Source organism: Telluria sp. ZT3P26 (assembly GCF_059686035.1).
In genome coordinates, this window is record NZ_JCASII010000002.1 from 221,991 (window position 1) to 247,835 (window position 25,845).

Genomic DNA, 25,845 nt, shown 5'->3' on the forward strand with positions numbered 1-25,845 from the left:
GGTTCCGATGCTGAAGAAAAAAAATCTCACGGGCTTGATTGCCGCCTCTGTCACGACACTGCTGACCGCGTGCGGCAGTACGCCCCTGCCACCCGATACCGGTTGTGGCATGCCAGGCGGATTGTGCGGCCCAGGCGCGCCAGTGACAAGTGGCGCGCCTGCCGCACCTGCTTATACACCACCTGCGCCGCGTTACGATAGCGGTGTCCAGACCAGTCCGGTTGAACTGCCGCCGAGCGCCGATGGCAGCACGCCAAGTGCCGCGACGGCGCCAGGCGGCCCGGCGGTACGCGTCGCGCTGCTCCTGCCCCTCGAATCGCAGGGACTGGCCCAGCCCGCCGAAGCGGTGCGCGCCGGCTTCATGGCCGCGTACGACCAGCAGCGCGGCAACGTCACCGTCAACCTCGTGCCCACCGGCGACTCGTCCCAAGCGGCGCTCGACGCCTACCGCATGGCGGCTGCAGAGAACGACATCGTCGTCGGTCCGCTCGCGCGTCCTGCCGTGGCGGCCCTGGCCACGAGCGGCGCCGTCACCAAGCCCACCATCGCACTGAACCACCCGCAGTTGGCGTCGGCGCTGCCGCCCAAGATGCTCGTCATCGGCTTGTCGCTCGAAGACGAAGCGCGCCAGGTGGCCGACTGGGCTGCCGGCGAGCAGCCATCCGGCCAGGCGCTGGTGCTGACCGGGCGCGCCACCTGGCAGCAGCGCCTGTCGGGCGCGTTCAGCGTACGCTGGTCCGAACTGGGCCGCAGTCACACCACGGTCGAACTGCCCAATGCCGGCGGCTATGTCGACGGCAATGCGCTGGCCGACCTGCGCGCGCGCCTGCAATCGCAGCCGCCACAACTGGTCTACGCCGCGCTCGACGCCAACAGCCTGCGCCAGGTGCGCAGCGCTCTCGGCACCTCGACACCGACCTATGGCACGGCCTCGGTCAACCCGGGCCGTGACCCGGCCAGCATCCCGGCCGAGCTGGTCGGCGTGCGCATCCTCGACCTGCCATGGACCGTGCAGGCTGATCACCCGGCCGTGGCAAGCTACCCGAGCTGGAGCAGCGGCGGCCAGGGCCTCGACCTGCAGCGCCTGTATGCGCTGGGCATCGACGCCTACCGCATCGCACGCGAACTGTCGCTGCGCCCGTCCGGCGCATTCGAGCTCGACGGCGCCACGGGCCGCCTGTCGATCGACATGGGCCAGGGAGCGCGCGCGTTCCGTCGCGTCGAAACCGGCGTCGTCGTGCGTGATGCGATGCCTGGCGCCGATGGCGCCGCCGTCACCGGTCGCGTGTTCGAAGCGGTTTCTACCGGCCTGTGACATGTGGTCCGGGCGCCTGTCCCAACGGCAGGCCCAGGGCCACCAGTATGAACTTGCCGCCAGCGCCTACCTGCGCCGCCGCAGGCTGGCGCCGGTGGAAGAAAACTTTCGCTGCAAGGGCGGCGAAATCGACCTGATCATGCGCGACGGCGCCACGCTCGTGTTCGTCGAGGTGCGCCAGCGCGCCAGCAGCGCGCAGGGCGGCGCCGCCGCCAGCATCACGCCGACCAAGATCCGGCGCCTGGTCTGCGCGGCCCAGGTGTACCTGCTGCGCTTTCCCGTCACCCCGCCCTGCCGCTTCGACGTCATCGCCATCGATGGCGAACAGATCGAGTGGCTGCAGAACGTGATTGAAGTGTAAGCAATTTTTACCGACCTTGCCCAGTGCCCCTTGCTACTACACTATAATCCTCGGCTATGAACACACAACGCATCCTCGCTCACTTCCAGGAGAGCGCTGACCTGAAGATGAGGTCGGCTGCAACCCTGGCTCCCCACATTTCCCAGGCGGTCGAACTCATGTTCGGCGCCCTGTCCAATGGCAACAAGATCCTGGCCTGCGGTAACGGCGGTTCGGCCGCCGACTGCCAGCACTTTGCTGCCGAGCTGGTCGGACGCTTCGAACGCGAGCGCTTTCCGCTCCCGGCCATCGCGCTGACCACCGACACCTCGATCCTGACTGCCGTCGGCAACGACTACAGCTTCCGCGAGATCTATTCCAAGCAGGTGCAGGCCTTCGGCCAGGCCGGCGACATCCTGCTGGCCATTTCCACTTCGGGCAACTCGGGCAATGTGCTCGCTGCGGTCGAAGCGGCGCTCGAGCGCGAAATGCGCATCGTGGCGTTCACAGGCAAGGACGGCGGCCAGTTGGCCAAGCTGCTGACCGACGCCGACGTCCACGTCAACGTCCCGCATTCGCGCACCGCGCGGATCCAGGAAGTTCACCTGTGCGCCATTCACTGCATCTGCGACGGCATTGACGTCGCACTGTTCGGAGGAGACGAGAATGCGTAATACCCGCCGGCCCATGGCCGTGCTGTTGACGAAAGTTGTTCTGGGTTCGGCCCTGCTGGCATCGCTGTCGGGCTGCTTCGGCCTGATCGTCGGCGCCGGCATCGGCAGCGCCGTTTCGGCGGTCGACCGTCGCACGCTGGGCGCCCAGACCGAAGACAAGTCGGTCACGGTCAAGGCCGAGATCAAGATGCGCGATATCACGAACGGCAACGGCAACATCAACGTCACGAGCTTCAACCGCAAGGTGCTGCTCACCGGCGAAGTACGCGACGAGGCCATGAAGGCCGCGGCCGAGCGCGAAGTGCGCAAGATCGAGAACGTCGTGTCGGTCATCAACGAACTGAAGATTTCGGGTTCGTCGAGCTACACGTCGCGTTCCAACGATGCACTGATCACCACCAAGGTCAAGGCCAGCCTGGTCGACATGAAGACCGTCTCGGCGATCTCGTTCAAGGTCACGACCGAACGCGGCGTGGTCTACCTGATGGGTCTTGTGACCCCGCGCGAAGGCAATATCGCCGCCGATGTCGCCAAGGGCGTCTCGGGCGTGACGAGCGTGGTGAAGATCTTCGAATACATCAGCGAAGAAGACGCGCGCGCCAAGCAGACCAACGCGCAGAACGCACCGCAGGGTTCCTGAACCCCGGGTGCATCTGCGCCATGCAAAAAAGCGGCAGGGCTATAATGGCCCTGCCGCTTTTTTTTTACACGATCGCCGACCATGACCGCATCCACACCTTCCCGCTCCTGGATCAAGCCTGCCGCCATCGGCGCCGTCGTGCTGGCGCTGGCCGGTATCGGCTACGCGTCGCTGGCCAGCAGCACGCCGGCCCCGGACGTCACGTTCATCAGTATCGCCGGCGACAAGGTGTCGACGCAGTCACTGCGCGGCAAGGTCGTGATGGTCAACTTCTGGGCCACGTCGTGCGTCACCTGCGTCAAGGAGATGCCCGAGATGGTCGCGACCTACAACAAGTACAAGGGCCAGGGCCTGGAATTCGTCGCCGTCGCGATGCAATACGACCGGCCCGACTACGTGCTGAACTTCGCCGAGCAGCGCAAGCTGCCATTTACCGTGGCGCTTGATTCGGCGGGCGATATCGCGCGCCAGTTCGGCGACGTCACGCTCACGCCCACCACCTTCCTGATCGACAAGCAGGGCCGCATCATCAAGACCTATGTCGGCGCGCCGGACTTCGGCGCGGTGCACAAGCTGATCGAGAAAGAGCTGGCCGGCTAAGCGCTTACGCTTTCGGGTACAGGATCATCTGCGTGCAACGGAACAACGCGATGGTCTTGCCGCTGGCCTTGTCCGTGACGGTGGCGTCCCAGATCTGCGTCGTGCGGCCCAGGTGCACGGCGGTGGCGACGCAGGCGATGGTGCCTTCGCGCGCGGTGCCCAGGTGGTTCGATTTCAATTCGATGGTCGTGAAGTTCTGCGCACCTTCCGGCAGGTTGCTGATGCAGCCATAGCCGGCGCAGGTATCGGCCAGCGTGACCACGCTGCCGGCGTGCAGGTAGCCGTTCGGCGCCAGCAGGTGCGGCGCGACCGGCATTTCAGCGGCCAGCTTGCCGGGGCTGACTTCAGTAATCCGGATGCCCAGGTGGCCAGGCAGGTAGGTTGCGCCGAAGGTGTTGAAGGCGTCGGGGGTGTGCGGGATGCTCATGGGCTTGTCTCGGTGTTTTTATGAAAGCGGCATCGTACACCGAGACCACCCTTGGCGTCAGCGGCGCCGGCCCTCGTGGTGCTTGCCACCCTTGCCGCCCTGCTTGCCACCATGCCGCTGCCGGGCCGCCGCGTTCTGCTGCTGCAGCAGCGCGTCGACCCGCTCGGACGCTTCGCGCGCCAGCTCCTGTGCCAGCGCGATGCTCGGGAAGTAGTCCGGCGCCCGGTACCCCAGCCACGCATAGGCCGAATACACGCGGCACTGGTCCTCGACCTCTTGCAGGTTCATGTAGAACAGCTGCTGCGGATTGCTGTGGCCATGCAGCTTAACGACGATCTTCTTGGCCAGCGACAGGCACCAGTGTTCCCACGCCTTCTGCAGCGCCGGTACGCGGCTCGAGATCGGCACCAGCGACAGCATGAACTTCTCGGCCACCGACAGCGGCAGCGTGTCGAGCCACTCGGCGCGCTCGTTCTGGTCTTCGGTGATGCGCGGGTAGAAGAAGCCGTCCGGCACGTCGATATTGTGGACAAACCGCTTGAGCAGCTTGACCAGCGAGGTCTCGCCCGTCACCGCTGAAATGCGGTGCAGCTGTTCGAGCGACGGCGCGACGGCAAAGCCGCTGGTTGCCACCGCCGGGATTTTTTCCTTCATCAGCGAGCGCATGACCTGGTGCGTCTCGTCGTCATAACCGACGACGAAGCCTTCGTCGTGCACGCCGTAGCGCCCTGCCCGGCCCGCGATCTGCTTGGCCAGCGCAGCGGAGATTTCTTCTTCCTCGACGCCGTTGTACTTGACCGTGGTCGTCATCACGATGCGCGCGATCGGCATGTTCAACCCCATCGCCAGCGCATCGGTGCCAACGACGATATCGGCCTGGCCGTCGCGGAAGCGCTCGGCCTGCGCGCGACGCACCTCGGGCGACAGGTTGCCGTAGACGGTGGCCACCGACAGGCCCTTGTCGGTGATCATGTCGCGCCACTTGAGCACCTCGCGGCGCGAGAACGCGATCACGGCGTCGCCCCGGCGCAGGTTCGACAGCTTGCGCACGGCCATCGGCTCCATCTCCAGGGGCCCCATCCGCTTGAGCACATGCACCTCGAGCGGCACATCGAGCCGCTCGGCCAGCGCCTCGATTGCGCGCCGCGCTTCCGGTGCGCCGACCAGGTACACGACGGATGCCGGCGCGCCGCATACGGCGGCAGTCCAGGCGGCGCCGCGGTCGCGGTCGGCCAGCATCTGGATCTCGTCGATCACGGCCACGTCGATCGGCGTTTTGGTGTCCAGCATTTCAACAGTGCTGGCGACGTGCGTCGCGCCTTCCACCAGGCGCCGTTCTTCACCCGTGATCAGGCTGACCTTGATCGCGTCGCCGTGCGGGCGCGCCGCCTGCAGGCGCTCGTAGTTTTCCAGCGCCAGCAGGCGCAGCGGCGCCAGGTACACGCCGCTGGGCGCCTTGGCCAGCGCTTCCATCGCGCGGTGCGTCTTGCCCGAGTTGGTGGGCCCCAGCAGCGCGATGAACTTGCGGCCCATGCGGCTGGCGACGTCGAACGAGCGCGGATACTCGGCCAGGTTGATGCTCTCCTTGGTGCGCGCCGCATGGCGCTCTTCGGCGTCGCGCTCGATCGCGTGGGTCAGGCGCTGCGAAATCCGCTGGAACACGTACTCGGCCGGCTCGGACGTTTGCAGCTCGTCCAGCACATCGAGAAACAGCATCGGATCATAGCCGGCGTCGTCAGCATCGCCCGCCAGGTCGCGCACGAATTCTTCGGCGTCCTGGTGCAGGCGCGCGAGGTCGGCGTCACCGGTGCGCTCTTCGATCAGCGCGCGTCGCCCGGCCAGATCCAGCTTGCGCCACTTGCTCGGCTTGGCCAGCACGCCGCGCGACGGCACCAGGCGATACGGCACGTGCAAACCCTCGTAGCGCACCACGCCCGAGAAGCGCAGGAACACGCGACCTTCCAGTTTGACCAGTTCGATGCCGCGCGCGGCCAGGTCAAGTTCGCGCTCGAGCGCGGCGTCGTCGGTGTGGTCGGATGAAGAAGAGTCTTGGAGGTCGGTCATGGCGCAGTGCTGAAGGTCGATGGCGTCACTATATCGCGGCGGCGGCTAACGCACCGCGCGGGTGCCACTTTTCACCAGCGCAAAAACGTCGTCCCCACGGAGGCGGGGACCCAAGCTTTGCATGCGTTACCGCGATGCTGGAAAACTTGGATCCCCGCCTGCGCGGGGACGACGTGCATGATGTCACTGAAACGGCTGCCCTGAGGCTCGCCGCTTTTTACTGTGCAGGGCTTTACGCCGCCACGCCCGCGTTATGCGCCTGCTGGTCGGCGTGATACGACGAACGCACCATCGCACCCACGGCGGCATGCACGAAGCCCATCTCGTAGGCTTTTTGCTCGAACATCTTGAAGACGTCCGGGTGCACATAGCGGCGCACCGGCAGGTGCGAATTGGTCGGTGCCAGGTACTGGCCGATCGTGAGCATGTCGATGTCGTGGTCGCGCATGTCCTGCATGACTTGCAGGATTTCTTCATCGGTCTCGCCCAGGCCGACCATGATGCCCGACTTGGTGACCGCGCTCGGGTACATCTTTTTGAAGTCGCGTAGCAGCACCAGCGAGTGCGTGTAGTCGGCGCCCGGACGGGCTTCCTTGTACAGGCGCGGCACGGTTTCCAGGTTGTGGTTCATCACGTCTGGCAGGCCGTCGGCGAAGATATTCAGTGCTTTCTCGAGGCGGCCGCGGAAGTCGGGCACCAGCACTTCGATCTTGGTGCCCGGGCTCGAGGCGCGCGTTTTCTGGATGCACTCGACGAAGTGGCCGGCGCCGCCGTCACGCAGGTCGTCGCGGTCGACCGACGTGATCACGACGTACGACAGGCGCAGCGCGGCGATGGTCTTGGCCAGGTTGGCCGGCTCATTGATGTCGAGCGGGTCAGGACGGCCGTGGCCGACGTCGCAGAACGGGCAGCGGCGGGTGCACTTGTCGCCCATGATCATGAACGTCGCAGTGCCCTTGCCGAAGCATTCGCCGATGTTCGGGCAGCTCGCTTCTTCGCACACCGTCACCAGGTTGTTGGCGCGCAGGATGTCCTTGATTTCGTAGAAGCGCGACGAGGCGGTGGCCGCCTTGACGCGGATCCAGTCGGGCTTTTTCAGGCGCTCCATCTCGGCGATCGGCACGATCTTGATCGGGATGCGCGAGGTCTTGCTGGCGCCTTTTTGCTTTTCGCTGGCGTTGTAGGCGGCTGCGGCGGCGACGCCGGTATCGATTTCGGAAGTCATAGGCTCGTTGCCCTCGCGGGGCTGTCAGTTGGTTTGTTCGGGTCTGGCTGGACGCCCTCGGGTGCCAGCTGATCGACCAGGGCCTGGGCCAGCGCCCGCTGTACATCGTGCAGCGGCGCCTCGACGCCCATCGTGCGCATATCGACTGTAACCAGTCCGGAGTAACCGCACGGATTGATCCAGGTGAACGGGGCCAGATCCATCGCCACGTTCAGCGATACGCCATGGTAGGTGCAACCATTGCCGCGTACTTTCAGGCCCAGCGCGGCGATCTTGGCGCCCTTGCGCGGACCGTCTGCGATATAGATGCCGGGTGCACCGGCAACGCGCTCACCGCCAAGATTATACGCCCCTAACACATCGATCACCGCCTGTTCGATTTTTTCCACAAACTGGCGCGCGTACAGCTTGCCGCCCGGCTTGTTGCGGCGCAGGTCCATTAACAGATAGATCACGACCTGGCCGGGACCATGGAAGGTCACTTCGCCGCCACGGTCGGTCTGGATCACCGGGATATCGTGCGGGGCCAGCACGTGCTCGCGGTCGGCGCCCAGGCCCAGCGTGAACACGGGCGGATGCTCGACAATCCACAGCTCGTCGCGCGACTCGGGCGTGCGCGCATCGGTGAAGGCGCGCATCGCGGCGAAGGTGGGCTCGTAGTCGGCCTGGCCGAGTTCACGAATCAGGGGGAAGGTCGCTGACATCGGGGACGAACGCCGTTACAGGACCATCTTGACCATCGGATGCGTCGACAGCGTGCGGTACACCTCGTCGAGCATGTCGCGGCTGGTGGCGCGGATGGTCACGGTCAGGCCCGTGTAGTTGCCCTTGGCCGACGGCCGGGTTTCCAGCTTGCTCTCGTCGAAGGTCGGGTCGAGCTGGGTCACCAGCGCCACGATGGTCGGGGCGAAGTCGATGTGGCTTGCGCCCATCACCTTGATCGGAAAGTCGCTCGGGTATTCGATGAGGGAATCTTTGGGGTCCATGGCTGAAGTCCTGTGTAAAAGCGCATTGTAGCCAATACCGGCGGTTTCGCCCTGAGGGTGGGCTGAAAACCGCCGGTACCGGTCAGCGCTCCACGCGCGACACGCCGCGCGCGTCGGTGCTGGCGCGCTGCTCGGTATTACGCTGCGCCGGGGTGAAGGCGGGTGCCGATGGCTGCGGGCGGGGTGCCGGCGGGGCCACCATCTGCGGCGGCGCGGCAGAGCGCTGCGGTGCGTTCAGCATCGGCGCAGGCTCGGGACGCTGCTGTGGGCGCGGGTCGGGACGCGATTCGGGACGCGATTCGGGTCGTGACTCCGGCCGCGCAAACGCCGGCGCATTGGTCGACATCACCGGCTGCCGCTGGATGCGTTCAGCCTGCTCGCGCATGCGCTCACGCCCCATGCGTTCGCGGTCGTTGCGCTCGACCTGGAAGCGCATGCGGTCCATCTGGTTGCGGTTCTCGAACTCGCGCCCCATGCGTTCACGTTCGCCCTGCTCGCGCAGCGCCCGCTCTTGCCCCTCCATGCGCTCGCGCGCCAGCCGCTCGCCGTTATTGCGTTCGCGGGTGAGCCGTTCCTGCTCGCCGCGTTCGCGTGCCTGCTGCTCGAACTGCATGCGCTCGAGGGCAGGGCGCTCGATGTCGGTACGCCCGACATTCGCGCGTTCGAGCAGGTCGCGCCGGTCGCGGTTCCAGCCGGCACGCGCCACCAGTGGCGGCGGCGGCGCGCTGCCCGGCGTGCCCGGCGCCAGCTGCTCCGGACGGTTCGGACGCGGCGCGCGCGGGACGATCACCGGACCGCGCCCGCCGAACTGCTCGCGTGGCACGACGGTCAGGCCGTTGTAGCGGCCTGGCTGTTGCTGCTCGCGGCGCGTGGCGTGGCGCCAGTCGTTCAGGCGGCGCAGGTGCTCGCCCGACAGGCGGTAGCCCGGCACATAGCGATCGTACGGGCTGAGTGGATACCAGCCATGCGCCGCCAGGTTGTGCGACTGGAAGCCCACGTTCCAGTTGCTGCCGCCGACCCAGCCGACCAGCGCCGGTGACCAGACAGGGCGCCGCTCGAGACGCCCCGGCGCCCAGGCCCAGCGATTGCGGACCTGTACCCAGCGGCCGTAGTGGAAGGGCGCGTAGCCCCATGGCGCATTGTCGACCCAGGTCCAGCCCCACGGGGCGATGAAGGTCCAGCTGCCGTCGCGGTAGGGCGTCCAGTCGGCGGCCACCTGCGGGGTCCACAGGCTGCCGTAGTCCGAGCTGGTGCTCCAGCTGCCGTAGCGGTCGAGTTCTTCGTAGCCGGTCATCTCGGTGCCGATATGGCGCGACGATTGCGCTGCCACGAGGGCCTGGTCGCGCGTGAGCGACCAGTCGTCGAAGTTGTCACGCTGCGCCTGCAGCGTGCGTACGTCTTCATCGCGCACCTGGGCCGCGCGGCCGCTGCGCACGGTCAGGCTGGCGCCGGCGCCGTCGACCTGCGCCTCGCCATCGAGCACGCTCACGAGGCTCGTATCGCGCTCACGCTCGGCGTCCACGCGCAGGCGCCCCGGCTGCGTCAGGCGCACGGTGGCTTGCGCGGTGCGCAGTTCGAATTCGGGCACGACGTCGACGTTCATGACGCGCACGCTGACGCTGCCGTAATGCAGGCGCAGGCGCAGGCTGTCGTCGTCCAGTTCCGTGACCTCGAGCGAGCTGTCGCCATCGAGCCGGATGGCGGTGGAGCCAACCCGCAGCTCGGTGCGCGCGCCGGGCGCGGTGGAGATCAGGTTGCGCGACGTGATCGGCCAGTTCAGTTGCGCCGGCGACGATTCGGCGCCGACGTCGCCGCCGATATCGACCTTGCCCTGGACCAGCGAGATGCGCCCGGCCCGGCCCGGGGCCTCGGCCAGTTGTGTGTCATCCTGCATCTGGCCCTGTTCGAGCGCATCGGTCCGCAGCACCGTTTGCGCGGACACGGACGTGGAAAATGCCGCCAGTACGAACAGCGCGGCGGTCGGGGCGAAACGATGGGTCATGGTGGTGCTCCGGAGGGGAACGCAGACGGAAAGCTACAAGGACATTACAACGCGCGCCCGCTGGCCGGGCAACGCGCCTTACAAACAGTTGCATCTGCCGGCCGACCGACCGGTGCGTCAGCCGGCCGACCGACCGGTGCGTCAGCCTGGCTGGCGCTTGACGAAAAACAGCATCGAGCCGATCACCACCAGCACCGCGCCGAACACGCGGTTCTGCAGTTTCATGTGGCGCGGATCGCGCATGTAGCGCTGCATCGACGCAGCCAGCGCGGCGTAGCAATGCATGACGACCGAATCGATGACGACCATCGTCACGCCCAGGATTGCCAGTTGCGTGAGCAGCGGGGCGTCTTTCGAGATGAACTGGGGCAGCACCGCCACCATGAAGATGATGCCCTTCGGGTTGGTGGTGTTGGTCAGGAAGCCCGTCAGCACGCGGCGACCGAACGGCGGATGTGCTTCGAGGCCGACGGTCGATGCGGTGGGGCCGGGAGCGGGCGCGGCGCGCCACTGGCTCACGCCCAGGTAGATCAGGTACAGCGCGCCGACCACCTTGACGATCGTGAAGGCGACCGAGGACGCCAGCAGCAGCGAGCCGACACCGGCGCCGGCGATGATCAGCACCAGCACCAGGCCCAGTTGCAGGCCAAGCACCGTGGCGCTGGCTTTCTTGAGGCCATAGGCCAGGCCGTGCGACATCGACAGCACCGCGCCGGAACCGGGCGAAATGGCGATCAGGGAACCGGCGATGACGAAGGCGATCCAGGTGGCGAAGCTCATGGTGGCGGATGGGGAATGGGGAACAGCGGAGAGGGTGGACGACGGGACGTCACGGCATCAGCCTCGCGCGCGCGACCCGCACAGGGGCCGCGGCACAAGGCCGTGGGATGGTGCTTACTTCTTTTTGGTCGGGTTGACCGACGCCTTCAGGGTCGCGCCAGCCGAGAAACGCGGGCTCTTCGAGGCCGCGATCTTGATCACTTCGCCGGTGGCAGGATTGCGGCCCTTGCGCGCAGCGCGCTTCGTCACCGAGAAGGTGCCGAAGCCGGTGATGCCGACCGTGTCGCCTTTTTTGAGGCGCTCGGTGATGATCTCGATGATCGTGTTCACGGCCACGCCAGCGGCAGCACCGGACATCTCGGTACGCTTCGCGAATTCTGCGATCAGTTCGCCTTTTTTCATAAATCCCTCCGGGGTTAAAAGAGCGGGAAGATTAGCATAAATATTGCCAAGTGTAATGCCGCGCCAGGAGGGAAATTCGAAAGGAAGCCTTATGCGACGCCGGTTTCGCCGATCGGGCCGTTCAAACGGTTGCGCAGCGCGGCGTTGATCAGGGTCTGGTATCCGGTTCCGCAACGCTCGGACAGGGTGCGAAATTCGTTGAGGACTTCGTCATCGAGATAGATGGTGATGCGGGTCTTGCGCTTGGGAGGACGGACACGGCGAACGGGAGCGGCGGCCTGGATCGAATCGGTGTTCATGGGATCTCCTTCGTGATGGGGACGAGGCTGCAGCACCGCAACCTTCAGCATGGACGATACGTACAACGCATCCCGACCGCGCGCCAAAAGCGACGAGATGCAGATTGGCGGGGTTGAAACGCAAAAACCGGCGCTGAACCGTGTAGGTACTTTACGTCGCCTCGGTTACTATCATTGCAACTTAATTTTGAAGGAGCACGACCCATGGCTGGAGCAAGTTTACTGACCTTACTGGACGATATCGCCGCCGTCCTCGACGACGTTGCCGTGATGAGCAAGGTCGCCGCCAAGAAGACCGCCGGCGTCCTGGGCGACGACCTGGCGCTCAATGCGCAGCAAGTCACGGGCGTGCGCGCCGACCGCGAACTGCCGGTGGTCTGGGCCGTGGCCAAGGGCTCATTCGTCAACAAGGCGATCCTAGTGCCGGCGGCGCTGGCGATCTCGGTGTTCCTGCCGTGGCTCATCACGCCGCTCCTGATGATCGGCGGAGCGTTCCTGTGCTTCGAGGGCGCCGAGAAACTCGCGCACAAATTCCTGCACAGCCCTGAAGACGATGCACAGCACAAGGCCGCGCACGTGGCGGCCGTGGCCAATCCCGAAGTCGACCTGGTCGCGCTGGAGAAGGAAAAGATCAAGGGCGCCGTGCGCACCGACTTCATCCTGTCGGCCGAGATCATCGTGATCTCGCTGGGTACCCTGGTGGGCGTCGCCTTCGGCCAGCAGGTCGCCGTGCTGGTGGCGATCGCCATCCTGATGACGATCGGCGTGTACGGCCTGGTGGCCGCCATCGTCAAGATGGATGATGCCGGTCTGCACCTGAGCAAGAGCCAGAACGGCGCCGCGCGCGGCCTGGGCAAGGGCTTGCTGGCGTTTGCGCCGCGCCTGATGAAGGTGCTGTCGGTGGTCGGTACGGCCGCCATGTTCATGGTCGGCGGCGGCATCATCGCCCACGCCATCCCTGCCGTGCACCACTTCGCACAAAACATGGCCGCCGGCGTGGCCGACGTGCCGGGCATCGGCGGCGTGCTGGCGTTCCTGGTCCCGACCCTGGTCGACGCGCTGGTCGGCATACTCGTGGGCGCGATCATCGTCGCCGTGGTGACGCTGATCCAGCGCATGCGGGGCAAGAAAGGCTGACGTGCTGGCGCAGCTGCGGGCGCTGATGCAACCACCGGCCGGCATAGCGTTCGACTTCAGCCAGCCGGCCGGCGAACCGGCGCTGGCGCCGGCCGGCGGCATCACCTGGCAGGTGTTTGCCAACCCGGTCGCGCTGTTCATTGGCGGCGTGACGGCGGTGCTGCTCGAACTGGCCGAACCGTCGGTGCGCAGCGGCGTCTGGGACCACAGCAGCTTCCGGCGCGACCCGGGCCTGCGGCTGCGCCGCACTGGCTATGCCGCGATGATGACGGTGTACGGCCCCCGCTCGGCGGCCGAACAACTGATCGCAAACGTGGTGCGCATCCACGGTCACGTGCAGGGCACCACGCCCGATGGCATGCCATACCACGCGAACGATCCGCGCCTGCTCGACTGGGTCCAGGCCACGGCAACCTTCGGCTTTACCGAGGCCTATCACCGCTACGCGCGCCGTTTGTCGGCGCCTGAACAGGATGCGGCATTCGCGGAAGCGCTGGAGGCGGCGCGGTTGTATGGCGCGACGGGTGCACCGCGCTCGTGGGCCGGGTGGGAAGTCATGCTGGCCAGCATGGCGCCTGGCCTGGAAGGGTCGGCCATCCTGGCCGATTTCATCCGGATCATGGGCGAGGCGCCGATCCTGCCGGCGCCCCTGCGGCCGCTCCAGCGTCTGCTGGTGCGCGCCGCCATCGAGATCACACCGGAGCCGGTGCGCTCGCTGCCGCAACTGCGCGGCAATGGCCTGCGCCCGGGAGAGGCCACGCTGGTGCGGGCCCTGGCGCGCGGGGCCGGCTTGCTGCCACTGGGCGACACGCCACCGGCGCAGGCCACCCGGCGGCTGGCGACAGCCAGACCGCACCGCTAAACAGCCATCACTTCGGCGGCTGATTACGCCGCAAGAACATCGAGCCCAGGGCCATGCCGACGGCAATCGACGTGTAGACCACACCCAGCGATTTGTTCGACAGGCGTTTCTGGTACCCCGGCTGCAATGGCCGGGGCGCGAGCTTGTGATCGGTGAAGGCGGCAAAGGCCGACGTTGCCGCCGCCGACGCCAGGATGGCCGACGGGTTCTTCTGATCGAGCACGCCACCCATCACACGCTCGAACACGAGCGCCCAGACAGTGGCGCTGGCATGGTGAATCAACAGGCCGGGCACCGTGTAGCGCAGCGAGAAGCGGTCGCGGAAGCTGGCTTTGCGACCGTGCACATAGTGACTGACAGCATTGGTTGCGGCATAGGGGCTGCCGGTTTCTTTCTTTGCGACCAGCGCCATGGCGACCGTCGAGACAATACTCGAGGCCGCACCGGAGACGAGTGCGCGCTGTATTACCGTATATTTCATACAATCCTCTTTTCGATCGCGTAAAGGGAACATCGGATGCGGATTTTGCTGACGGGTGCAAGCGGGTTTGTTGGGCAACACTTGTTGCAAGCGTTGCTGACCGAAGGCCACCACGTCGTGTGTGCGGTGCGTCATCCCGAAACGAGCGACGACCCACGCCTCAGCTATATCCATGCTGATTTCACCAACGATAACAATAAATCAACGTGGCTGTCGCGCCTCTCGGGAATCGACGCCGTGATCAACACGGTCGGCATTTTTCGCGAGAGCGGGCGCCAGACGTTTGTGCGTCTGCACAAGGAGACGCCGCGCGCCCTGTTTGCCGCCTGCGCCGAATCGCACGACGTGCAGATGGTGATCCAGCTGTCCGCGCTGGGCGCCGACCGCGAAGGCACCACGCCGTATCACGTGTCCAAGCGCGAGGCGGACGACTACCTCGCATCGCTGCCGCTGCGTTCCTACATCGTCCAGCCATCGCTCGTGTATGGCCGCGACGGCGCCAGTGCACGCGCCATGCGCACGCTGGCCAGCATGCCGTTCACGCTGCGCTTTGGCAGCAAGCCACAGCTGGTGCAGCCGATCCACATCGACGATCTGGTGGCGGCCATCATCGGCCTGTTCAAGCACCGGCTGCCGATGGCGCCGGACGGCGGCGCAACGATGCGCGTGCCGCTGGTGGGGCCGCAGGCGATGCCCTTCACCGACTACCTGGCCACCCTGCGCCGCGCGATGGCGATGGGCCGCCAGCCGGTGCTGCACTTGCCCGGACGCGTGGCCCGGTTCGCGGCCGGTGTCGCGGGCCTGCTGCCAGGCTCGCTGCTCGATCGCGATGCGTTGAAGATGCTCGATCACGACAACAGCGCCGACGCCACGCTCACGGCCAACCTGATCGGCCATCCGCCACGGCCCGTCAGTGCTTTCATCCAGGACGCCGAGTGCGAGCGCGCGCGTGCCAAGCTTGGCTGGCTGCTGCCGGTCCTGCGCTACAGCATTGCCGCGGTCTGGATCATCACGGCGATCGTCATGCTCGGCCTGTTCCCGATCGAGGACAGCCTGGCGCTGCTGGCGCAGGCGGGTGTGCCGCCCGAGCTGCAACTACCCGCGCTGTACGGCACGGCGGGGCTGGATCTGCTGCTGGGACTGGGCACGCTGTTCCTGGCGCGGCGGCGCTGGCTGTGGGTAACGCAACTGGGCGTGGTGGCACTGTGCAGCGCCGTGATCGCCTTCACGCTGCCCCAGTTTCTGGTGCAGCCGTTCGGCCCCCTGGTCAAGAACCTGCCGTTGCTGGCGGCGCTCTGGCTGCTGTACCACCTCGACGAAAAATAACGATTTCAACTGACACAGGAGCACCCATGCGGGCTTACCAAATTCTTCACGGCGCCACCATCGACGGCCTGCAAGCCATCGAGTATCCGGTGCGCGACCTTGGCCTCGGCGAAGTGCGCATTCGCGTGCACGCCGTTGCGCTCAACTATCGCGACCTGATGGTCGCGGCCGGAAACTACCTGGTCTCGGTCGAGGATCCGGTCATCCCGTGCTCGGACGGCGCCGGCGAAGTGCTGGCCGTCGGGCCGGGCGTCACGCGCGTGCAGGTCGGCGACCGCGTGGCCGGTTCGTTCTTTCCGTTCTGGCACGAGGGCGCACCGACGCCTGCCAAGATCCGCAATGGCCTGGGCGGCGACATCGACGGCATGCTGGCCGAAGAAGTCGTGCTGCACGAGGATGCGCTGGCGATTGTCCCGGCGGGCCTGAGCTTCATCGAGGCAGCCACGATGCCCTGCGCGGCCGTCACCGCGTGGAATGCCATCTTCGTCTCGGGCAATCACGTCAAGCCCGGCGATACCGTGCTGCTGCTGGGGACAGGTGGCGTGTCGATCCTGGGCCTGCAACTGGCGCGCGCGGCCGGCCTGCGCACGATCGTGACCTCGTCGAGCGACGAGAAACTGGCGCGCGCACGCGAACTGGGCGCGCACCACACGATCAACTACACGACCATCCCCGAGTGGCAGGACGAAGTGCTGCACCTGACCCATGGCGTGGGCGCGCAGGTGGTGCTGGAAGTGGGCGGCCAGGGGACCGTGAACCGCTCGGTGGCGGCCGCGGCGATGGGCGGCACGGTGGCCATCATCGGCGGCGTGAGCGGCTTCGGCGGGGAAGTCAATCCGGCGACACTGCTGGCCAGCGCCAAGCGCCTGGTGGGCGTGCACGTGGGCAGCCGCGCGATGCTGGAGGACGTGATGCGCTTCGTCGATGCCAGTGGCGTCAAGCCGGTAATCGATCGCGTGTTCCCGTTTGGCCAGGCGCAGGAGGCGTACCGCTATCTGGCCTCCGGCGCGCACGTGGGCAAGGTCGTGATCGACGTCACCAAAGCCGCGTAATCACCGGCGCAGGCGTGGCACCAGCTCGATTTCAAACAGCTTGGGCCACAGCTTGCCGGTGACGAACAGGCGCTTGCCTTTGTCGTCCCAGGCGATGCCGTTCAGGACGGCGTCGACGGATGTGGTGCCGCGCGCTTCGGGCGGCAACAGGCCGGTCAGGTCGATCAGGCCAAGGACCTTGCCGCTGTCGGGATCGATGCGCAGGATGAGGTCCGTGCCCCAGACATTCGAATACAGCTCGCCGTTCACGAATTCGAGCTCGTTCAGGCGAGGCACCGGCTGGCCCTCGGCCGTGACCTGGATGCGGCGCAGCTCCTTCATCGTTTTGGGATCGAGGATGCGGATCGCGGCGCTGCCATCGCTCATGTACAGCTGCCTCGCGTCGCCCGCCAGACCCCAGCCTTCGCCCTCGTACCTGAATTGCTGTTTGAGCTTGAAGGTCTTGAGGTCGAACACGTAGCCGACCTGCGACTGCCAGGTCAGGCCAACCAGGGTATTGCCGACAGCCGTGGAGCCTTCACCGAACACGTTGGCCGGCAAATCGGCCTTCTGCACCACCTTGCCCGTCTTGAGTTCGACCTTGCGGATCGTCGAGTGGCCGATCTGGCCCGTGCTTTCGTACAGATAGCCGTCGCGGTAGGACAGGCCCTGCGTGAACGCTTGCGGATCGTGGGGGTAGGTGTTCTTGACGACGAAGCCATAGACCGGCGGCGCAGCCTGGGCGCTGCTGGCGACGACGAGGGCGGCGATGGCAAAGGTGGTGAGCTGTTTCAGCATGGCGGGTCGGGAGGAAAGCGGCATCAGACTGTAGCACGAAGGCCGGGACGGCAGGTGGCGCATCAGCGCATGCAGGGGCGGCCTGCAGGGGCGGCCTGCGACAGCGCCCCCGTGTACGATGTACGCTCACCAACACGTGGGGAGCGGGTCATGCTGCTTTGTCGTGCGGCCACTGCGGCCGATCTTGCCGCCTTGTGGCCGCTGCGCACGCGGGCCGTGCGGGCCAGTTGCGCGGCGCACTATCCGGTGACCGTGATCGAGACCTGGTGCGCCAGCGCGCCGCCAGCGTCGTTGCCGGTACTGGTCAATCTCGGGAGTGCCCTGGTGGCCGAAGAAGACGGCGCGCTGGCAGGCTTCGCGGTGCTCGACCTGGCCAGCGGCGAAGTCGATGCGGTATTTGTCGATCCGGCGCATCAGGGGCGCGGAATCGCGCTCGACTTGCTGCGCCGGCTGGAAGTGCTGGCACAGGGACGCGGCGTGCAACGCCTGTTTTTGTCGGCGTCGCTCAATGCGGTGGCATTCTATGAACGCGCTGGATTTACAAGGGTGCGCGATGAGGTGTACGCGCATCGCAGCGGGATCGGCATCGCATCCGTGTACATGGAGAAGATGCTGTTACCTGCCTGCGATGGCGCAGCACCGCTCAGATGGACATGAATGTCGCCGCTTGCGCTGTTCCAGTGTGACTGGTCGGGAGGAAGGCACCATCAGATCATGCAGGATGCGTGGACCTCGCCAGAGCGCGGTCTTACATTGTGCTGCTGATTACTGCCAGTAAGGCTATGGATGCAGAATTTTTTGAAGGCTCTGGGCATTGCAGTTGCTACCACACTGCCTTGCGTCCCGGTGCAGGCGGCCTGCGAAGACTACACAAAGGAACTGCGCACGATGGTCAGCGCCGACCAGGCCCTGCGCTCGCGGCTCGACTTCAGCAAGATCAATACCCCGGCCCAGCAGAAAATCGGGGCGCACATGGCCGTGATCGACCGTGCCAACACGGCGCGTCTGAAAGTCCTGTTTGCACAGTGCGGTTTTCCTGACACCGAAAGGCACGGCGAGCGCGCCGAGCGCGATGCCTGGCTGCTGGTGCAGCACGCTGATCACGACAGGGCATTCCAGAAGCAGACGTTGGCCTTGCTCGAAAAGATCGCTGCAGAGCGTGGCGAACCGGTAGGACGCAACTTTGCCTATCTGTCCGACCGTGTCGCGGTGGCCGAACGCAGGCCGCAGCTGTATGGCACCCAGCTGATGTCGCTGCCGGAGAAGCCGTGCGATGTTGACTTCGACCCGCTGGACGATCGCCAGAAAGTCGAAGCGCGCCGTGCTGCCCTCGGTATGCCCCCACTCGATATCTACAAGAAGATGGTCATCAAGAATGCAAACTGCCAGGGGGCGCAACAGGAGCGCAAGCCAGCGTCGCCATCACCGCAGTGATTCGTGTGTAGCCGGCAGTGCCAGCAGAGGCGACGCAAGACAAAAAAAGGCCCACCGAAGTGGGCCAGTCTTACGCTCGCATCAATCGATGAAGGTGAACGTCGCTTCCTGGCTCAGGCGCGACTTCGGCAGGCCGGCATTGAAGTCGGCTGACGACGAGTAACCAAAGCTCACCAGCACCAGGCTGGTCAAACCTTTCTCGTTCAGGCCGAATTCGGCGTCGAGGATCTTCTGGTCGAAGCCTTCCATCGGCGTCGCATCGATCTCCAGCGTGGCCGCGCCGACCAGCGCGGTGCCCAGCGCCAGATAGACCTGCTTCTCGAGCCACTGCGCCACGTCCTTGGTGCCGTAGCGGTGCTGGTTGACATAGCCGCGGCGGGTGGCGTCCTGGCCGGCGCGCGCCTGCGCGTCGCGGAAGCGCCCGTCGCGTTCTTCCTGGTCCAGTACCGCCTCGAGGTGCGCTTCGTCCATGTCGACGCGGGCGCACAGCACGATCACGTGCGACGCATCGTTGACCTTGGCGGCGTTGTAGCCATAACCGCCCTGGGTTGCCTTGGCGATGCGCGCGCGGCCTTCGGGCGTGTTGGCGACGATGAAGTGCCATGGCTGCGAATTGACCGACGACGCGCTGTTGCGCAGCAGGCCGTACACCTGCTGCATCACGTCTTCGGGGATGCGGCGCTCGGTATCGTAGGCTTTGGCGGTATGGCGCTTCTTGGCGGCCGACAGAATGTTCATGGTGGTCCTTTCGCTGTTGCTGGGTAGTCGTGGATTGTTCAATCCACGATGGTAAGCGATTCGCGCGTCAGAAGTTTTCGAGGACGATTTTTCCGACCGCCTTGCCGCTTTCGATCAGCGCATGCGCGCGGCGCAGGTTGTCGGCGGTGATCGCGCCAAAGTGTTCGCCCAGAGTCGTGGTCAAACGGCCATCATCGACCATGTCGGCCACGCGGTTCAGCAGCTCGTGCTGGCGCACCATGTCGGGTGTGCCGAACAGCGAGCGCGTGAACATCAGCTCCCAGTGCAGCGAGATCGATTTGCGCTTGAGTGGCACCGCGTCGAGCGTGGCCGGATCGTCGATCAGCGCCAGCTGGCCCTGCGGCGCGAGGGCCTCGATGATGTCGGCGTAGTGATGATCGGTGTGGGTCAGGCTGATGACGATATCGACCTGCTCGAAGCCCAGTTCGGCCAGCTGCGGCTGCATCGGCCGCGTATGGTCAACGGTATGGTGCGCACCCAGTTTGGTGACCCACTCGCGCGTGGTATCGCGCGATGCGCTGCCGATAACGGTCAGCCCGGTGAGCTGGCGCGCGAGCTGGATCAGGATCGAGCCAACGCCACCGGCCGCGCCGATGACCAGCAGCGATTTGCCAGCCCCGCCGCCTTCAGGCACGCGCAGGCGATCGAACAGCAGCTCCCAGGCCGTGATCGACGTCAGGGGCAGGGCAGCTGCTTCGGCAAAGCCGAGCGTACGGGGCTTCTTGCCGACGATACGCTCATCGACCGCCTGGAACTGGCTGTTGGAGCCGGGGCGGATAAGCGAACCGGCATAAAAGACTTCATCGCCGGGCGCGAACATGGTGACACTGTCACCCACCGACTGCACGACACCACTGGCATCCCACCCAAGCACACGCGGTTCAGTCACCGCCACGCCCAGGCGAATCTTGGTATCGACCGGATTGACCGACACCGCGCGCACCTCGACCACCACATCATGCGGCCCCGCGACGGGCATCGCCAATTCCATCTCGACAAGCGCCTTCGGATCATCGATCGGCAACCCATGCTGCGTATAAACAATCGCTTTCATTTTATCTCCAAGATACAAACCACAATTAGGGTCAGAGTCGAATTCTTTGACAACTTCAGTTAATCAATTTCTCATTAATTCGACTCTGACCCTAATTGATTTGCAATATCTGCTGCTGAGCTAAGGATCGGAGGCGCATTGTGAGGAAAACTAAAAAATTTCTTTTTAATTCTACTCTGACCCTGATTGTTGAGAGGTCAAGCAAAGGTGGGTGACCGCTGGCCGCCGACGGCAGCAGGCGCATGCGGTGGGCTGAAATCAGGTGCGGTCGGGGCGCCATATTCGTAGCGCACATGCTTCTAGCGGGGATCCAGCAACAGGCCCGACACGAGCACCTTGAAGCTGTCCACTGCCTGCTTCGAAACGGCCTGCGGATCGTCCGAATGGGCAATCCACAACGCTGCGCTGAGCAGCGAGCCGTTGATCAGGCGCGAAGTGGCCTGCGCGTCGAGTGGGCGGATCACGCCATCGTCCAGCAGCTTTTGCAGGCTGCGCTCGGTGCTGCGGATGCACGAATTCTGGCCCGGCCATCGGGACGGGTCGCCCAGCACCGACGGGCCGTCGAGCAGCATGATGCGCTGGATCTCGGGTTCGGTCGCCATCAGGATGTAGGCGATGCTTTCATCGACAAAGCCATCCCAGGTCGTGGCCGCATTGGCGAGGATCTCGCCCAGGCGGGTCGTCATTTCATGGTCGATCTGGCCCACGACAGCTTCGAGCAGCCCCTTCTTGTCACCAAAGTGATGGTACAGCGCGCCACGCGTCAAGCCCGCCTGCGCTGTCAGGTCGTCCATCGAACTTTCGGCAAAGCCCTTCATGGCGAAGGCCTCGCGCGCCGCCTTGATCAATTTGGCGCGCGTCTCAGCAATCATGTCCGCCCGTTTCTGTGCCATTCGCTTTCTCTCTTTCTGTCAAAAATTCACATACGCGGCGAATGTCAGTTGACATACGCTGCGTATGCAAATAGTATACCTCACATACGAACCGTATGTGAATCTACAGGAGCGCGCATGACCACACGATACAGCGACAGGACGATCGGCCTGATCGTCAACCCGATCGCCGGCATGGGCGGCCGCGTCGGATTGAAAGGGACGGATGGCCCGGCAGCACTGGCCGAAGCGCGCCGCCGTGGCGCCCAGCCCACAGCGAACGGTCGTGTTCTCCAGGCCTTGCAGCAGCTGGCGCCACATGCCGGTTCCACAATCATCCTCACCGGTTCCGGCGTGCTTGGCGCCGAAGCCGCCATCACAGCCGGCTTCGACATCCGTGTCGTGCACATGGCAGCTGGAGAGAGCAGCGCGAACGACACGCGCGTTGCCGCTCAGGCGATGCTGGAAGCGGGCGTCGACCTGCTGCTGTTCGCCGGCGGCGATGGCACCGCGCGCGACATTCTCGACATTGTGGGCGAGGCCGTGCCCGTCGTCGGGATTCCGGCCGGCGTCAAGATGGTGTCGGCGGTGTTCGGCACCACGCCCGCAAACGCGGGGATGCTGGCCGGGCGCTATCTGGCCGGCGACACCGCCATTCGTCTGCGCGAAGCCGAGGTCATGGACATCGACGAAGACGCCATACGGAGTGACCGGGTCTCGACCCGTCTGTATGGCTATGCGCGCAGTCCCTTCCTGCGTGCTTATTCGCAGAACGCCAAGTCCGGCTCGAGCCTGCACGCCGATGCAGCGCTCGACGCCGTCTGCCGCGACATCGCCCGCGAGATGCAACCAGGCGGCCTGTACATCCTGGGCCCGGGCTCCACCACACGGCGGGTGATGGCGGCGCTGGATCTGCCAGCAACGCTGCTCGGTGTCGATGCGGTACTGGACGGCCAGCTCGTCGGCGCCGACCTGGCCGAGGCCGACCTGCTGCGCTTGATGCAGGGCCGCGCCACAACGCTGATCGCCGGCGTGCTGGGTGGCCACGGAAGCCTGTTCGGCCGGGGTAACCAGCAACTCAGCACGGCAGTCCTGCGCCAGATTCCGCGTGAGCGCATCGTCGTCGTCGCCGCGATGGACAAGCTGCTGGCGCTGACTCCCCGGCGCCTGTTCGTCGACACCGGCGACAACGAATTCAACACCCGACTTGCGGGTCACCTGCCAGTACGGTTCGCACCCGGTCGTTCGATCGTTCTTCAGGTCGAGTAACTTTTTCCCTGTTCACCACGAAAGGAATGCCCCATGCGCGACCACATCGCCCATCCTTATATGGCCAATTCAGTGCCTGCGATCCAGCAGGAGATGCTCGATGCAATCGGCGTCGACAGCATCGAGACACTGTTCAGCCAAATTCCGCTCGATCACCGCACGCAGCGGCCGATCGACCTGCCACCAGCCCTGACTGAAGTACAGCTTCGCCGCCATGTCCTCGACATCCTCGCGAAGAACAAGACGGTCGAGGACAACCTGAACTTCCTCGGTGCCGGTGTGTGGCAGCATCACGTACCGGCGGCCTGCGACGAAGTCGTGCGCCGCAATGAGTGGCTCACCTCCGTGTTCGGCGAACCAAGTTCGGATCACGGCCGCAATCAGGCCTGGTTCGAGTTCTGCAGCCAGCTTGGCGAACTGCTGGAGCTCGACCTGGTTGCGCTGCCGGTGCGTAGCTGGGGCGTGGCTGCCGGCCATGCACTCAGGATGGCCTCGCGCCTGACCGAACGCCATGAGGTCGTGGTCGTGCGCGCGATCGACCCCGAACGCCTGGGCGTGATCCAGAACTTCTGTGAGCCGGTACAGATGGCGAGCCATCTTGCGATCCGGCTGGTGGACTTCGATCCGGCGACGGGCATGATGGACCTGACCCACCTGCGCACACTGGTGGGCCCGGATACCGCCGCGGTGTACTTTGAGACGCCTTCCTACTTCGGCGTCATCGAACAGCAGGGCGCCGCCATTGCCGCCATTGCGCACGCTGCCGGCGCCGAAGTGATCGTGGGAGTCGATCCGATCTCGCTGGGCGTCCTGGCCACGCCAGCGACCTATGGCGCCGATATCGTCGTGGGCACCACCCAGCCGCTGGGCGTGCACATGAATATCGGGGGCGGTGTCAGCGGGTTCATGGCCTCGCGCGACGAAGAGCGCTACGCGCGCCAGTACCCGACCCTGTTCATCAGCATCGGCGAGACCACCGAGCCGGGTGAGTACGGCTTCGGCCTGAGCCTGTTCGAGCAATCCTCGTACGGTTTGCGCGACAAGGGGAACGACTGGACGGGCCACTCGGTGTACATGTGGGCCATCGCCAATGCCGCCTACATGGCGATGATGGGGCCGAAAGGCTTCGAACAGGTTGGCGAATTGATCCTGCAGCGCGCGCATTACGCCGCACGCCAGCTGGCAGCCATTCCCGGCGTGACCGTCACGTTCCCGGACGGCTTCTTCAAGGAGTTCGTCGTGCGATTCGACGGGCAGGGGCCAGGCGTGGCCGAGGTTAACCAGCGCCTGCTCGCGCAAGGTATTTTCGGCGGCAAGGATTTGAGCCGCGAATTTCCCGAACTGGGTGCCAGTGCGCTGTTTTGCGTTACCGAAGTACACACCCAGGCCGATATCGACCGCCTGGTCCAGGCAATCAACAAGGTGATCAATGATGCATAAGCCAGTCAAGCAATACCACGCGCCCGTCTGGAACGAACCGATCGTTCTCGAGATGGGCTACCCGGGCCGCCGCGGTGTCGTCTTTCCCGAAGTGGAAGCGGACATTCACGCCACGGTCGGCACCGGGGCCGGCCTGGTACCGGCGGCCATGCGGCGCAAGCGCAGGCCCGCTCTGCCCGAAATGTCCGAGCCGGAAGTGCTGTACCACTACCTGCGCCTGTCGCAGCAAACGCTCGGCATGATGAATATCAGCCTGTTCGGAACCTGCACGATGAAGTACAACGCCCAGATCAACGAAGCGCTCGCATGGCGCCCCGAAGTCACCCATGTCCATCCGCTGCAGGACGAAGACACGCTGCAGGGTGCACTGGAAATTATTCATGGCATGGACCTTATCCTGCGCGAGCTGTCAGGAATGGACCAGTTTGTATTTCAGGCCGGGGGCGGCGCCGATGCGGCCTACACCAGCTGCGCGGTGACCCGGTCCTACCATGCCGCGCGCGGAGAGCTGGAACAGCGCAATGAAATCATCACGACGATCCAGACCCATCCAAGCAGCGCCGCCACGGCGGCGGCGGCCGGCTTCAAGGTCGTCACGCTGATGATCGACGACGACACAGGCTACCCGTCGCTGGCAGCGCTGAAGGCCGCGGTATCGGAGCGCACGGCCGCGCTGATGGTGAACAATCCGGACGACATGGGCGTCTACAATCCCGAGATCAAGGAGTGGACCCGCATCGTGCACGAAGCAGGTGGCTTGTGCTTTTACGATCACGCGAACTTCAACGGCGTGATGACGCGCCTGCGCGCGCGCGAACTCGGCTTCGATGCGTGCATGTTCATGCTGCACAAGACCTTTGGCGCGCCAAAGAGCGGCGTCGGCGGTCCGGCGGTCGGGGCATATGGCTGCTCTGCCGAGCTGGCTCCGTTCATGCCCAAGCCGGTCGTGGTATTGGAGGACGGGCGCTATCGGCTCGATCACGACCGTCCACAAAGCTGCGGCAAGATCCGTGAATTCTGGGGCAATGTGCCGGTCATCATCAAAGCCTATGCCTGGGCGCGCGCGATGGGCGCAGCTGGCATGGCCGAGGCGGCCGACATCTCGGTCCTGTCAAACAACTACATGGAAAAAGGCTTGCTGGCGATTAAGGGCGTGACCCGTTCGCACCCGGATGCGACGAGCCCGAGGCTGGAAATGACGCGCTACAGCCTCCAGCAACTCAAGGAAGACACGGGGGTAGATGCCCATGACGTCCAGAACCGCATGACCGATTTCGGCATTGATGCCATGTGGAGCAGCCATCACCCCTGGCTGATTCCCGAGCCGTTCACGCCGGAGGCAGGCGAGATGTACGGCAAGGAAGCACTCGACACCTGGATTGCCGTGCTCGCCCAGATTTCCGATGAAGCCTACAGCGATCCGGAACTGGTCAAGACCGCCCCGCACAATGCAGCGATCCATCGCCTGAAGGGCCATCTTGATGATCCATCCCAATGGGCGATGACCTGGCGCGCCTACCGGCGCAAAGTGCTTGATATAAACCCGGGCCCCGTGTCACCCACAGATCAATTGACCGCACATCACAACGTCAATCCGCAATAAAAAGTAGGGTCAGAGTCGAATTGTT

The 25,845-nt window shown here is 65.1% G+C and carries 29 protein-coding genes; 15 read left to right on the forward strand and 14 right to left on the reverse strand.

Translation table 11 applies throughout. The features are described 5' to 3' along the window. Positions 1-7 precede the first annotated feature (7 nt). The 5 genes from AC56LN_RS08795 (at position 8) to AC56LN_RS08815 (ending at position 3,569) form a co-directional block, all read left to right on the forward strand. A complete protein-coding gene (locus AC56LN_RS08795) occupies positions 8-1,315 on the forward strand; it encodes a penicillin-binding protein activator (RefSeq protein WP_499571018.1) in 1,308 nt (435 codons plus the stop codon). 1 nt (position 1,316) lies between these two features. After that, complete coding sequence (locus AC56LN_RS08800; protein WP_499571020.1) at positions 1,317-1,676, forward strand: YraN family protein; 360 nt, start codon at positions 1,317-1,319, stop codon at positions 1,674-1,676. 56 nt (positions 1,677-1,732) lie between these two features. After that, positions 1,733-2,329, forward strand: a complete 597-nt coding sequence (locus AC56LN_RS08805) for a phosphoheptose isomerase (RefSeq protein ID WP_183555000.1) — start codon at positions 1,733-1,735, stop codon at positions 2,327-2,329. Then, positions 2,322-2,969: a BON domain-containing protein gene (locus AC56LN_RS08810; protein WP_499571022.1), complete on the forward strand. Its 648-nt coding sequence runs from the start codon at positions 2,322-2,324 to the stop codon at positions 2,967-2,969. The genes AC56LN_RS08805 and AC56LN_RS08810 overlap by 8 nt, the downstream gene beginning before the upstream one ends. Before the next feature lie 81 nt (positions 2,970-3,050). Further along, entirely contained in the window at positions 3,051-3,569 is a 519-nt protein-coding gene (locus AC56LN_RS08815) for a TlpA disulfide reductase family protein (RefSeq protein WP_499571025.1), read from the forward strand. Positions 3,570-3,573: 4 nt separating this feature from the next. On the opposite strand, the gene AC56LN_RS08820 is transcribed toward AC56LN_RS08815, so the two are convergent. The 9 genes from AC56LN_RS08820 to AC56LN_RS08860 all read right to left on the reverse strand — a co-directional run bounded on the left by AC56LN_RS08820 (position 3,574) and on the right by AC56LN_RS08860 (position 11,754). Beyond that, complete coding sequence (locus AC56LN_RS08820) at positions 3,574-3,996, reverse strand: PaaI family thioesterase (RefSeq protein ID WP_367610061.1); 423 nt, start codon at positions 3,994-3,996, stop codon at positions 3,574-3,576. Positions 3,997-4,053: 57 nt separating this feature from the next. Further along, positions 4,054-6,060, reverse strand: a complete 2,007-nt coding sequence (locus tag AC56LN_RS08825; protein WP_499571027.1) for a helicase-related protein — start codon at positions 6,058-6,060, stop codon at positions 4,054-4,056. Between the two features lie 232 nt (positions 6,061-6,292). Then, a complete protein-coding gene (lipA, locus tag AC56LN_RS08830; RefSeq protein ID WP_258836883.1) occupies positions 6,293-7,285 on the reverse strand; it encodes a lipoyl synthase in 993 nt (330 codons plus the stop codon). After that, complete coding sequence (gene lipB / locus AC56LN_RS08835) at positions 7,282-7,989, reverse strand: lipoyl(octanoyl) transferase LipB (RefSeq protein WP_499571029.1); 708 nt, start codon at positions 7,987-7,989, stop codon at positions 7,282-7,284. The genes lipA and lipB overlap by 4 nt, the downstream gene beginning before the upstream one ends. Before the next feature lie 15 nt (positions 7,990-8,004). Next, on the reverse strand, positions 8,005-8,271 hold the full coding sequence (locus tag AC56LN_RS08840) for a DUF493 family protein (RefSeq protein WP_482896700.1): 267 nt from the start codon (positions 8,269-8,271) through the stop codon (positions 8,005-8,007). A gap of 82 nt (positions 8,272-8,353) precedes the next feature. After that, positions 8,354-10,273: a DUF6600 domain-containing protein gene (locus tag AC56LN_RS08845; protein ID WP_499571031.1), complete on the reverse strand. Its 1,920-nt coding sequence runs from the start codon at positions 10,271-10,273 to the stop codon at positions 8,354-8,356. Between the two features lie 141 nt (positions 10,274-10,414). Further along, positions 10,415-11,053: a LysE family transporter gene (locus AC56LN_RS08850; protein ID WP_499571033.1), complete on the reverse strand. Its 639-nt coding sequence runs from the start codon at positions 11,051-11,053 to the stop codon at positions 10,415-10,417. Positions 11,054-11,167: 114 nt separating this feature from the next. Further along, positions 11,168-11,455: an HU family DNA-binding protein gene (locus tag AC56LN_RS08855; protein WP_183554962.1), complete on the reverse strand. Its 288-nt coding sequence runs from the start codon at positions 11,453-11,455 to the stop codon at positions 11,168-11,170. Between the two features lie 89 nt (positions 11,456-11,544). Then, positions 11,545-11,754: a BrnA antitoxin family protein gene (locus tag AC56LN_RS08860; protein WP_183554960.1), complete on the reverse strand. Its 210-nt coding sequence runs from the start codon at positions 11,752-11,754 to the stop codon at positions 11,545-11,547. A 49-nt stretch (positions 11,755-11,803) separates the two neighbouring features. On the opposite strand from AC56LN_RS08860, the gene AC56LN_RS08865 reads away from it, so the two are divergent. From AC56LN_RS08865 to AC56LN_RS08875, 3 genes are read left to right on the forward strand one after another with little or no spacing between them, the layout of a single operon-like run. Continuing rightward, positions 11,804-11,980: a hypothetical protein gene (locus AC56LN_RS08865; RefSeq protein ID WP_499571035.1), complete on the forward strand. Its 177-nt coding sequence runs from the start codon at positions 11,804-11,806 to the stop codon at positions 11,978-11,980. Then, positions 11,959-12,891, forward strand: coding sequence for a DUF808 domain-containing protein (locus AC56LN_RS08870; RefSeq protein ID WP_499571037.1), 933 nt, complete (start codon positions 11,959-11,961; stop codon positions 12,889-12,891). Before AC56LN_RS08865 ends, AC56LN_RS08870 begins: the two co-directional genes overlap by 22 nt. A gap of 1 nt (position 12,892) precedes the next feature. Beyond that, complete coding sequence (locus AC56LN_RS08875) at positions 12,893-13,753, forward strand: oxygenase MpaB family protein (RefSeq protein ID WP_499571039.1); 861 nt, start codon at positions 12,893-12,895, stop codon at positions 13,751-13,753. Between the two features lie 7 nt (positions 13,754-13,760). Here AC56LN_RS08875 and AC56LN_RS08880 read toward each other — a convergent pair whose 3' ends face one another. Then, positions 13,761-14,234: a hypothetical protein gene (locus tag AC56LN_RS08880; protein WP_499571041.1), complete on the reverse strand. Its 474-nt coding sequence runs from the start codon at positions 14,232-14,234 to the stop codon at positions 13,761-13,763. A 36-nt stretch (positions 14,235-14,270) separates the two neighbouring features. Here AC56LN_RS08880 and AC56LN_RS08885 point away from each other — a divergent pair, with 36 nt between their 5' ends. After that, positions 14,271-15,560, forward strand: a complete 1,290-nt coding sequence (locus AC56LN_RS08885) for an SDR family oxidoreductase (protein WP_499571043.1) — start codon at positions 14,271-14,273, stop codon at positions 15,558-15,560. Between the two features lie 26 nt (positions 15,561-15,586). Beyond that, a complete protein-coding gene (locus AC56LN_RS08890) occupies positions 15,587-16,612 on the forward strand; it encodes a zinc-dependent alcohol dehydrogenase family protein (RefSeq protein ID WP_499571045.1) in 1,026 nt (341 codons plus the stop codon). On the opposite strand, the gene AC56LN_RS08895 is transcribed toward AC56LN_RS08890, so the two are convergent. After that, positions 16,613-17,389 (reverse strand): glutaminyl-peptide cyclotransferase, encoded by a 777-nt coding sequence (locus AC56LN_RS08895; protein ID WP_499571046.1) that lies wholly within the window; start codon positions 17,387-17,389, stop codon positions 16,613-16,615. It abuts the gene before it with no gap. Positions 17,390-17,539: 150 nt separating this feature from the next. Between AC56LN_RS08895 and AC56LN_RS08900 the strand changes: the two genes are divergently transcribed. Both AC56LN_RS08900 and AC56LN_RS08905 read left to right on the forward strand, forming a co-directional pair. Beyond that, complete coding sequence (locus tag AC56LN_RS08900) at positions 17,540-18,046, forward strand: GNAT family N-acetyltransferase (protein ID WP_499571048.1); 507 nt, start codon at positions 17,540-17,542, stop codon at positions 18,044-18,046. Between the two features lie 129 nt (positions 18,047-18,175). After that, positions 18,176-18,823, forward strand: a complete 648-nt coding sequence (locus AC56LN_RS08905) for a DUF6624 domain-containing protein (protein WP_499571050.1) — start codon at positions 18,176-18,178, stop codon at positions 18,821-18,823. An 81-nt stretch (positions 18,824-18,904) separates the two neighbouring features. Here AC56LN_RS08905 and nfsB read toward each other — a convergent pair whose 3' ends face one another. The 3 genes from nfsB to AC56LN_RS08920 all read right to left on the reverse strand — a co-directional run bounded on the left by nfsB (position 18,905) and on the right by AC56LN_RS08920 (position 21,508). Continuing rightward, positions 18,905-19,561 (reverse strand): oxygen-insensitive NAD(P)H nitroreductase, encoded by a 657-nt coding sequence (nfsB, locus tag AC56LN_RS08910; RefSeq protein WP_499571052.1) that lies wholly within the window; start codon positions 19,559-19,561, stop codon positions 18,905-18,907. Between the two features lie 67 nt (positions 19,562-19,628). Beyond that, complete coding sequence (locus AC56LN_RS08915) at positions 19,629-20,636, reverse strand: zinc-binding alcohol dehydrogenase family protein (RefSeq protein ID WP_499571054.1); 1,008 nt, start codon at positions 20,634-20,636, stop codon at positions 19,629-19,631. A 299-nt stretch (positions 20,637-20,935) separates the two neighbouring features. Continuing rightward, entirely contained in the window at positions 20,936-21,508 is a 573-nt protein-coding gene (locus AC56LN_RS08920; protein ID WP_499571056.1) for a TetR/AcrR family transcriptional regulator, read from the reverse strand. 138 nt (positions 21,509-21,646) lie between these two features. Here AC56LN_RS08920 and AC56LN_RS08925 point away from each other — a divergent pair, with 138 nt between their 5' ends. Genes AC56LN_RS08925 through gcvPB form a run of 3 tightly spaced genes read left to right on the forward strand, consistent with a single transcriptional unit; the run spans position 21,647 to position 25,820 of the window. After that, complete coding sequence (locus AC56LN_RS08925) at positions 21,647-22,777, forward strand: ATP-NAD kinase family protein (RefSeq protein WP_499571058.1); 1,131 nt, start codon at positions 21,647-21,649, stop codon at positions 22,775-22,777. A 33-nt stretch (positions 22,778-22,810) separates the two neighbouring features. Then, the gene (gcvPA, locus tag AC56LN_RS08930; protein ID WP_499571060.1) at positions 22,811-24,217 is read left to right on the forward strand and encodes an aminomethyl-transferring glycine dehydrogenase subunit GcvPA; all 1,407 of its coding nucleotides are present in this window, start codon (positions 22,811-22,813) and stop codon (positions 24,215-24,217) included. After that, positions 24,207-25,820, forward strand: coding sequence for an aminomethyl-transferring glycine dehydrogenase subunit GcvPB (gene gcvPB, locus AC56LN_RS08935; protein ID WP_499571061.1), 1,614 nt, complete (start codon positions 24,207-24,209; stop codon positions 25,818-25,820). Before gcvPA ends, gcvPB begins: the two co-directional genes overlap by 11 nt. The last annotated feature ends 25 nt before the right edge of the window (positions 25,821-25,845 follow it).

Coding starts and splice junctions, on each gene's coding strand:
- AC56LN_RS08795 (WP_499571018.1), top strand. CDS start 8: ATGCTGAAGAAAAAAAATCTCACGGGCTTGATTGCCGCCTCTGTCACG.
- AC56LN_RS08800 (WP_499571020.1), top strand. CDS start 1,317: ATGTGGTCCGGGCGCCTGTCCCAACGGCAGGCCCAGGGCCACCAGTAT.
- AC56LN_RS08805 (WP_183555000.1), top strand. CDS start 1,733: ATGAACACACAACGCATCCTCGCTCACTTCCAGGAGAGCGCTGACCTG.
- AC56LN_RS08810 (WP_499571022.1), top strand. CDS start 2,322: ATGCGTAATACCCGCCGGCCCATGGCCGTGCTGTTGACGAAAGTTGTT.
- AC56LN_RS08815 (WP_499571025.1), top strand. CDS start 3,051: ATGACCGCATCCACACCTTCCCGCTCCTGGATCAAGCCTGCCGCCATC.
- AC56LN_RS08820 (WP_367610061.1), bottom strand. CDS start 3,996: ATGAGCATCCCGCACACCCCCGACGCCTTCAACACCTTCGGCGCAACC.
- AC56LN_RS08825 (WP_499571027.1), bottom strand. CDS start 6,060: ATGACCGACCTCCAAGACTCTTCTTCATCCGACCACACCGACGACGCC.
- lipA (WP_258836883.1), bottom strand. CDS start 7,285: ATGACTTCCGAAATCGATACCGGCGTCGCCGCCGCAGCCGCCTACAAC.
- lipB (WP_499571029.1), bottom strand. CDS start 7,989: ATGTCAGCGACCTTCCCCCTGATTCGTGAACTCGGCCAGGCCGACTAC.
- AC56LN_RS08840 (WP_482896700.1), bottom strand. CDS start 8,271: ATGGACCCCAAAGATTCCCTCATCGAATACCCGAGCGACTTTCCGATC.
- AC56LN_RS08845 (WP_499571031.1), bottom strand. CDS start 10,273: ATGACCCATCGTTTCGCCCCGACCGCCGCGCTGTTCGTACTGGCGGCA.
- AC56LN_RS08850 (WP_499571033.1), bottom strand. CDS start 11,053: ATGAGCTTCGCCACCTGGATCGCCTTCGTCATCGCCGGTTCCCTGATC.
- AC56LN_RS08855 (WP_183554962.1), bottom strand. CDS start 11,455: ATGAAAAAAGGCGAACTGATCGCAGAATTCGCGAAGCGTACCGAGATG.
- AC56LN_RS08860 (WP_183554960.1), bottom strand. CDS start 11,754: ATGAACACCGATTCGATCCAGGCCGCCGCTCCCGTTCGCCGTGTCCGT.
- AC56LN_RS08865 (WP_499571035.1), top strand. CDS start 11,804: ATGGACGATACGTACAACGCATCCCGACCGCGCGCCAAAAGCGACGAG.
- AC56LN_RS08870 (WP_499571037.1), top strand. CDS start 11,959: ATGGCTGGAGCAAGTTTACTGACCTTACTGGACGATATCGCCGCCGTC.
- AC56LN_RS08880 (WP_499571041.1), bottom strand. CDS start 14,234: ATGAAATATACGGTAATACAGCGCGCACTCGTCTCCGGTGCGGCCTCG.
- AC56LN_RS08885 (WP_499571043.1), top strand. CDS start 14,271: ATGCGGATTTTGCTGACGGGTGCAAGCGGGTTTGTTGGGCAACACTTG.
- AC56LN_RS08890 (WP_499571045.1), top strand. CDS start 15,587: ATGCGGGCTTACCAAATTCTTCACGGCGCCACCATCGACGGCCTGCAA.
- AC56LN_RS08895 (WP_499571046.1), bottom strand. CDS start 17,389: ATGCTGAAACAGCTCACCACCTTTGCCATCGCCGCCCTCGTCGTCGCC.
- AC56LN_RS08900 (WP_499571048.1), top strand. CDS start 17,540: ATGCTGCTTTGTCGTGCGGCCACTGCGGCCGATCTTGCCGCCTTGTGG.
- AC56LN_RS08905 (WP_499571050.1), top strand. CDS start 18,176: ATGCAGAATTTTTTGAAGGCTCTGGGCATTGCAGTTGCTACCACACTG.
- nfsB (WP_499571052.1), bottom strand. CDS start 19,561: ATGAACATTCTGTCGGCCGCCAAGAAGCGCCATACCGCCAAAGCCTAC.
- AC56LN_RS08915 (WP_499571054.1), bottom strand. CDS start 20,636: ATGAAAGCGATTGTTTATACGCAGCATGGGTTGCCGATCGATGATCCG.
- AC56LN_RS08920 (WP_499571056.1), bottom strand. CDS start 21,508: ATGATTGCTGAGACGCGCGCCAAATTGATCAAGGCGGCGCGCGAGGCC.
- AC56LN_RS08925 (WP_499571058.1), top strand. CDS start 21,647: ATGACCACACGATACAGCGACAGGACGATCGGCCTGATCGTCAACCCG.
- gcvPA (WP_499571060.1), top strand. CDS start 22,811: ATGCGCGACCACATCGCCCATCCTTATATGGCCAATTCAGTGCCTGCG.
- gcvPB (WP_499571061.1), top strand. CDS start 24,207: ATGATGCATAAGCCAGTCAAGCAATACCACGCGCCCGTCTGGAACGAA.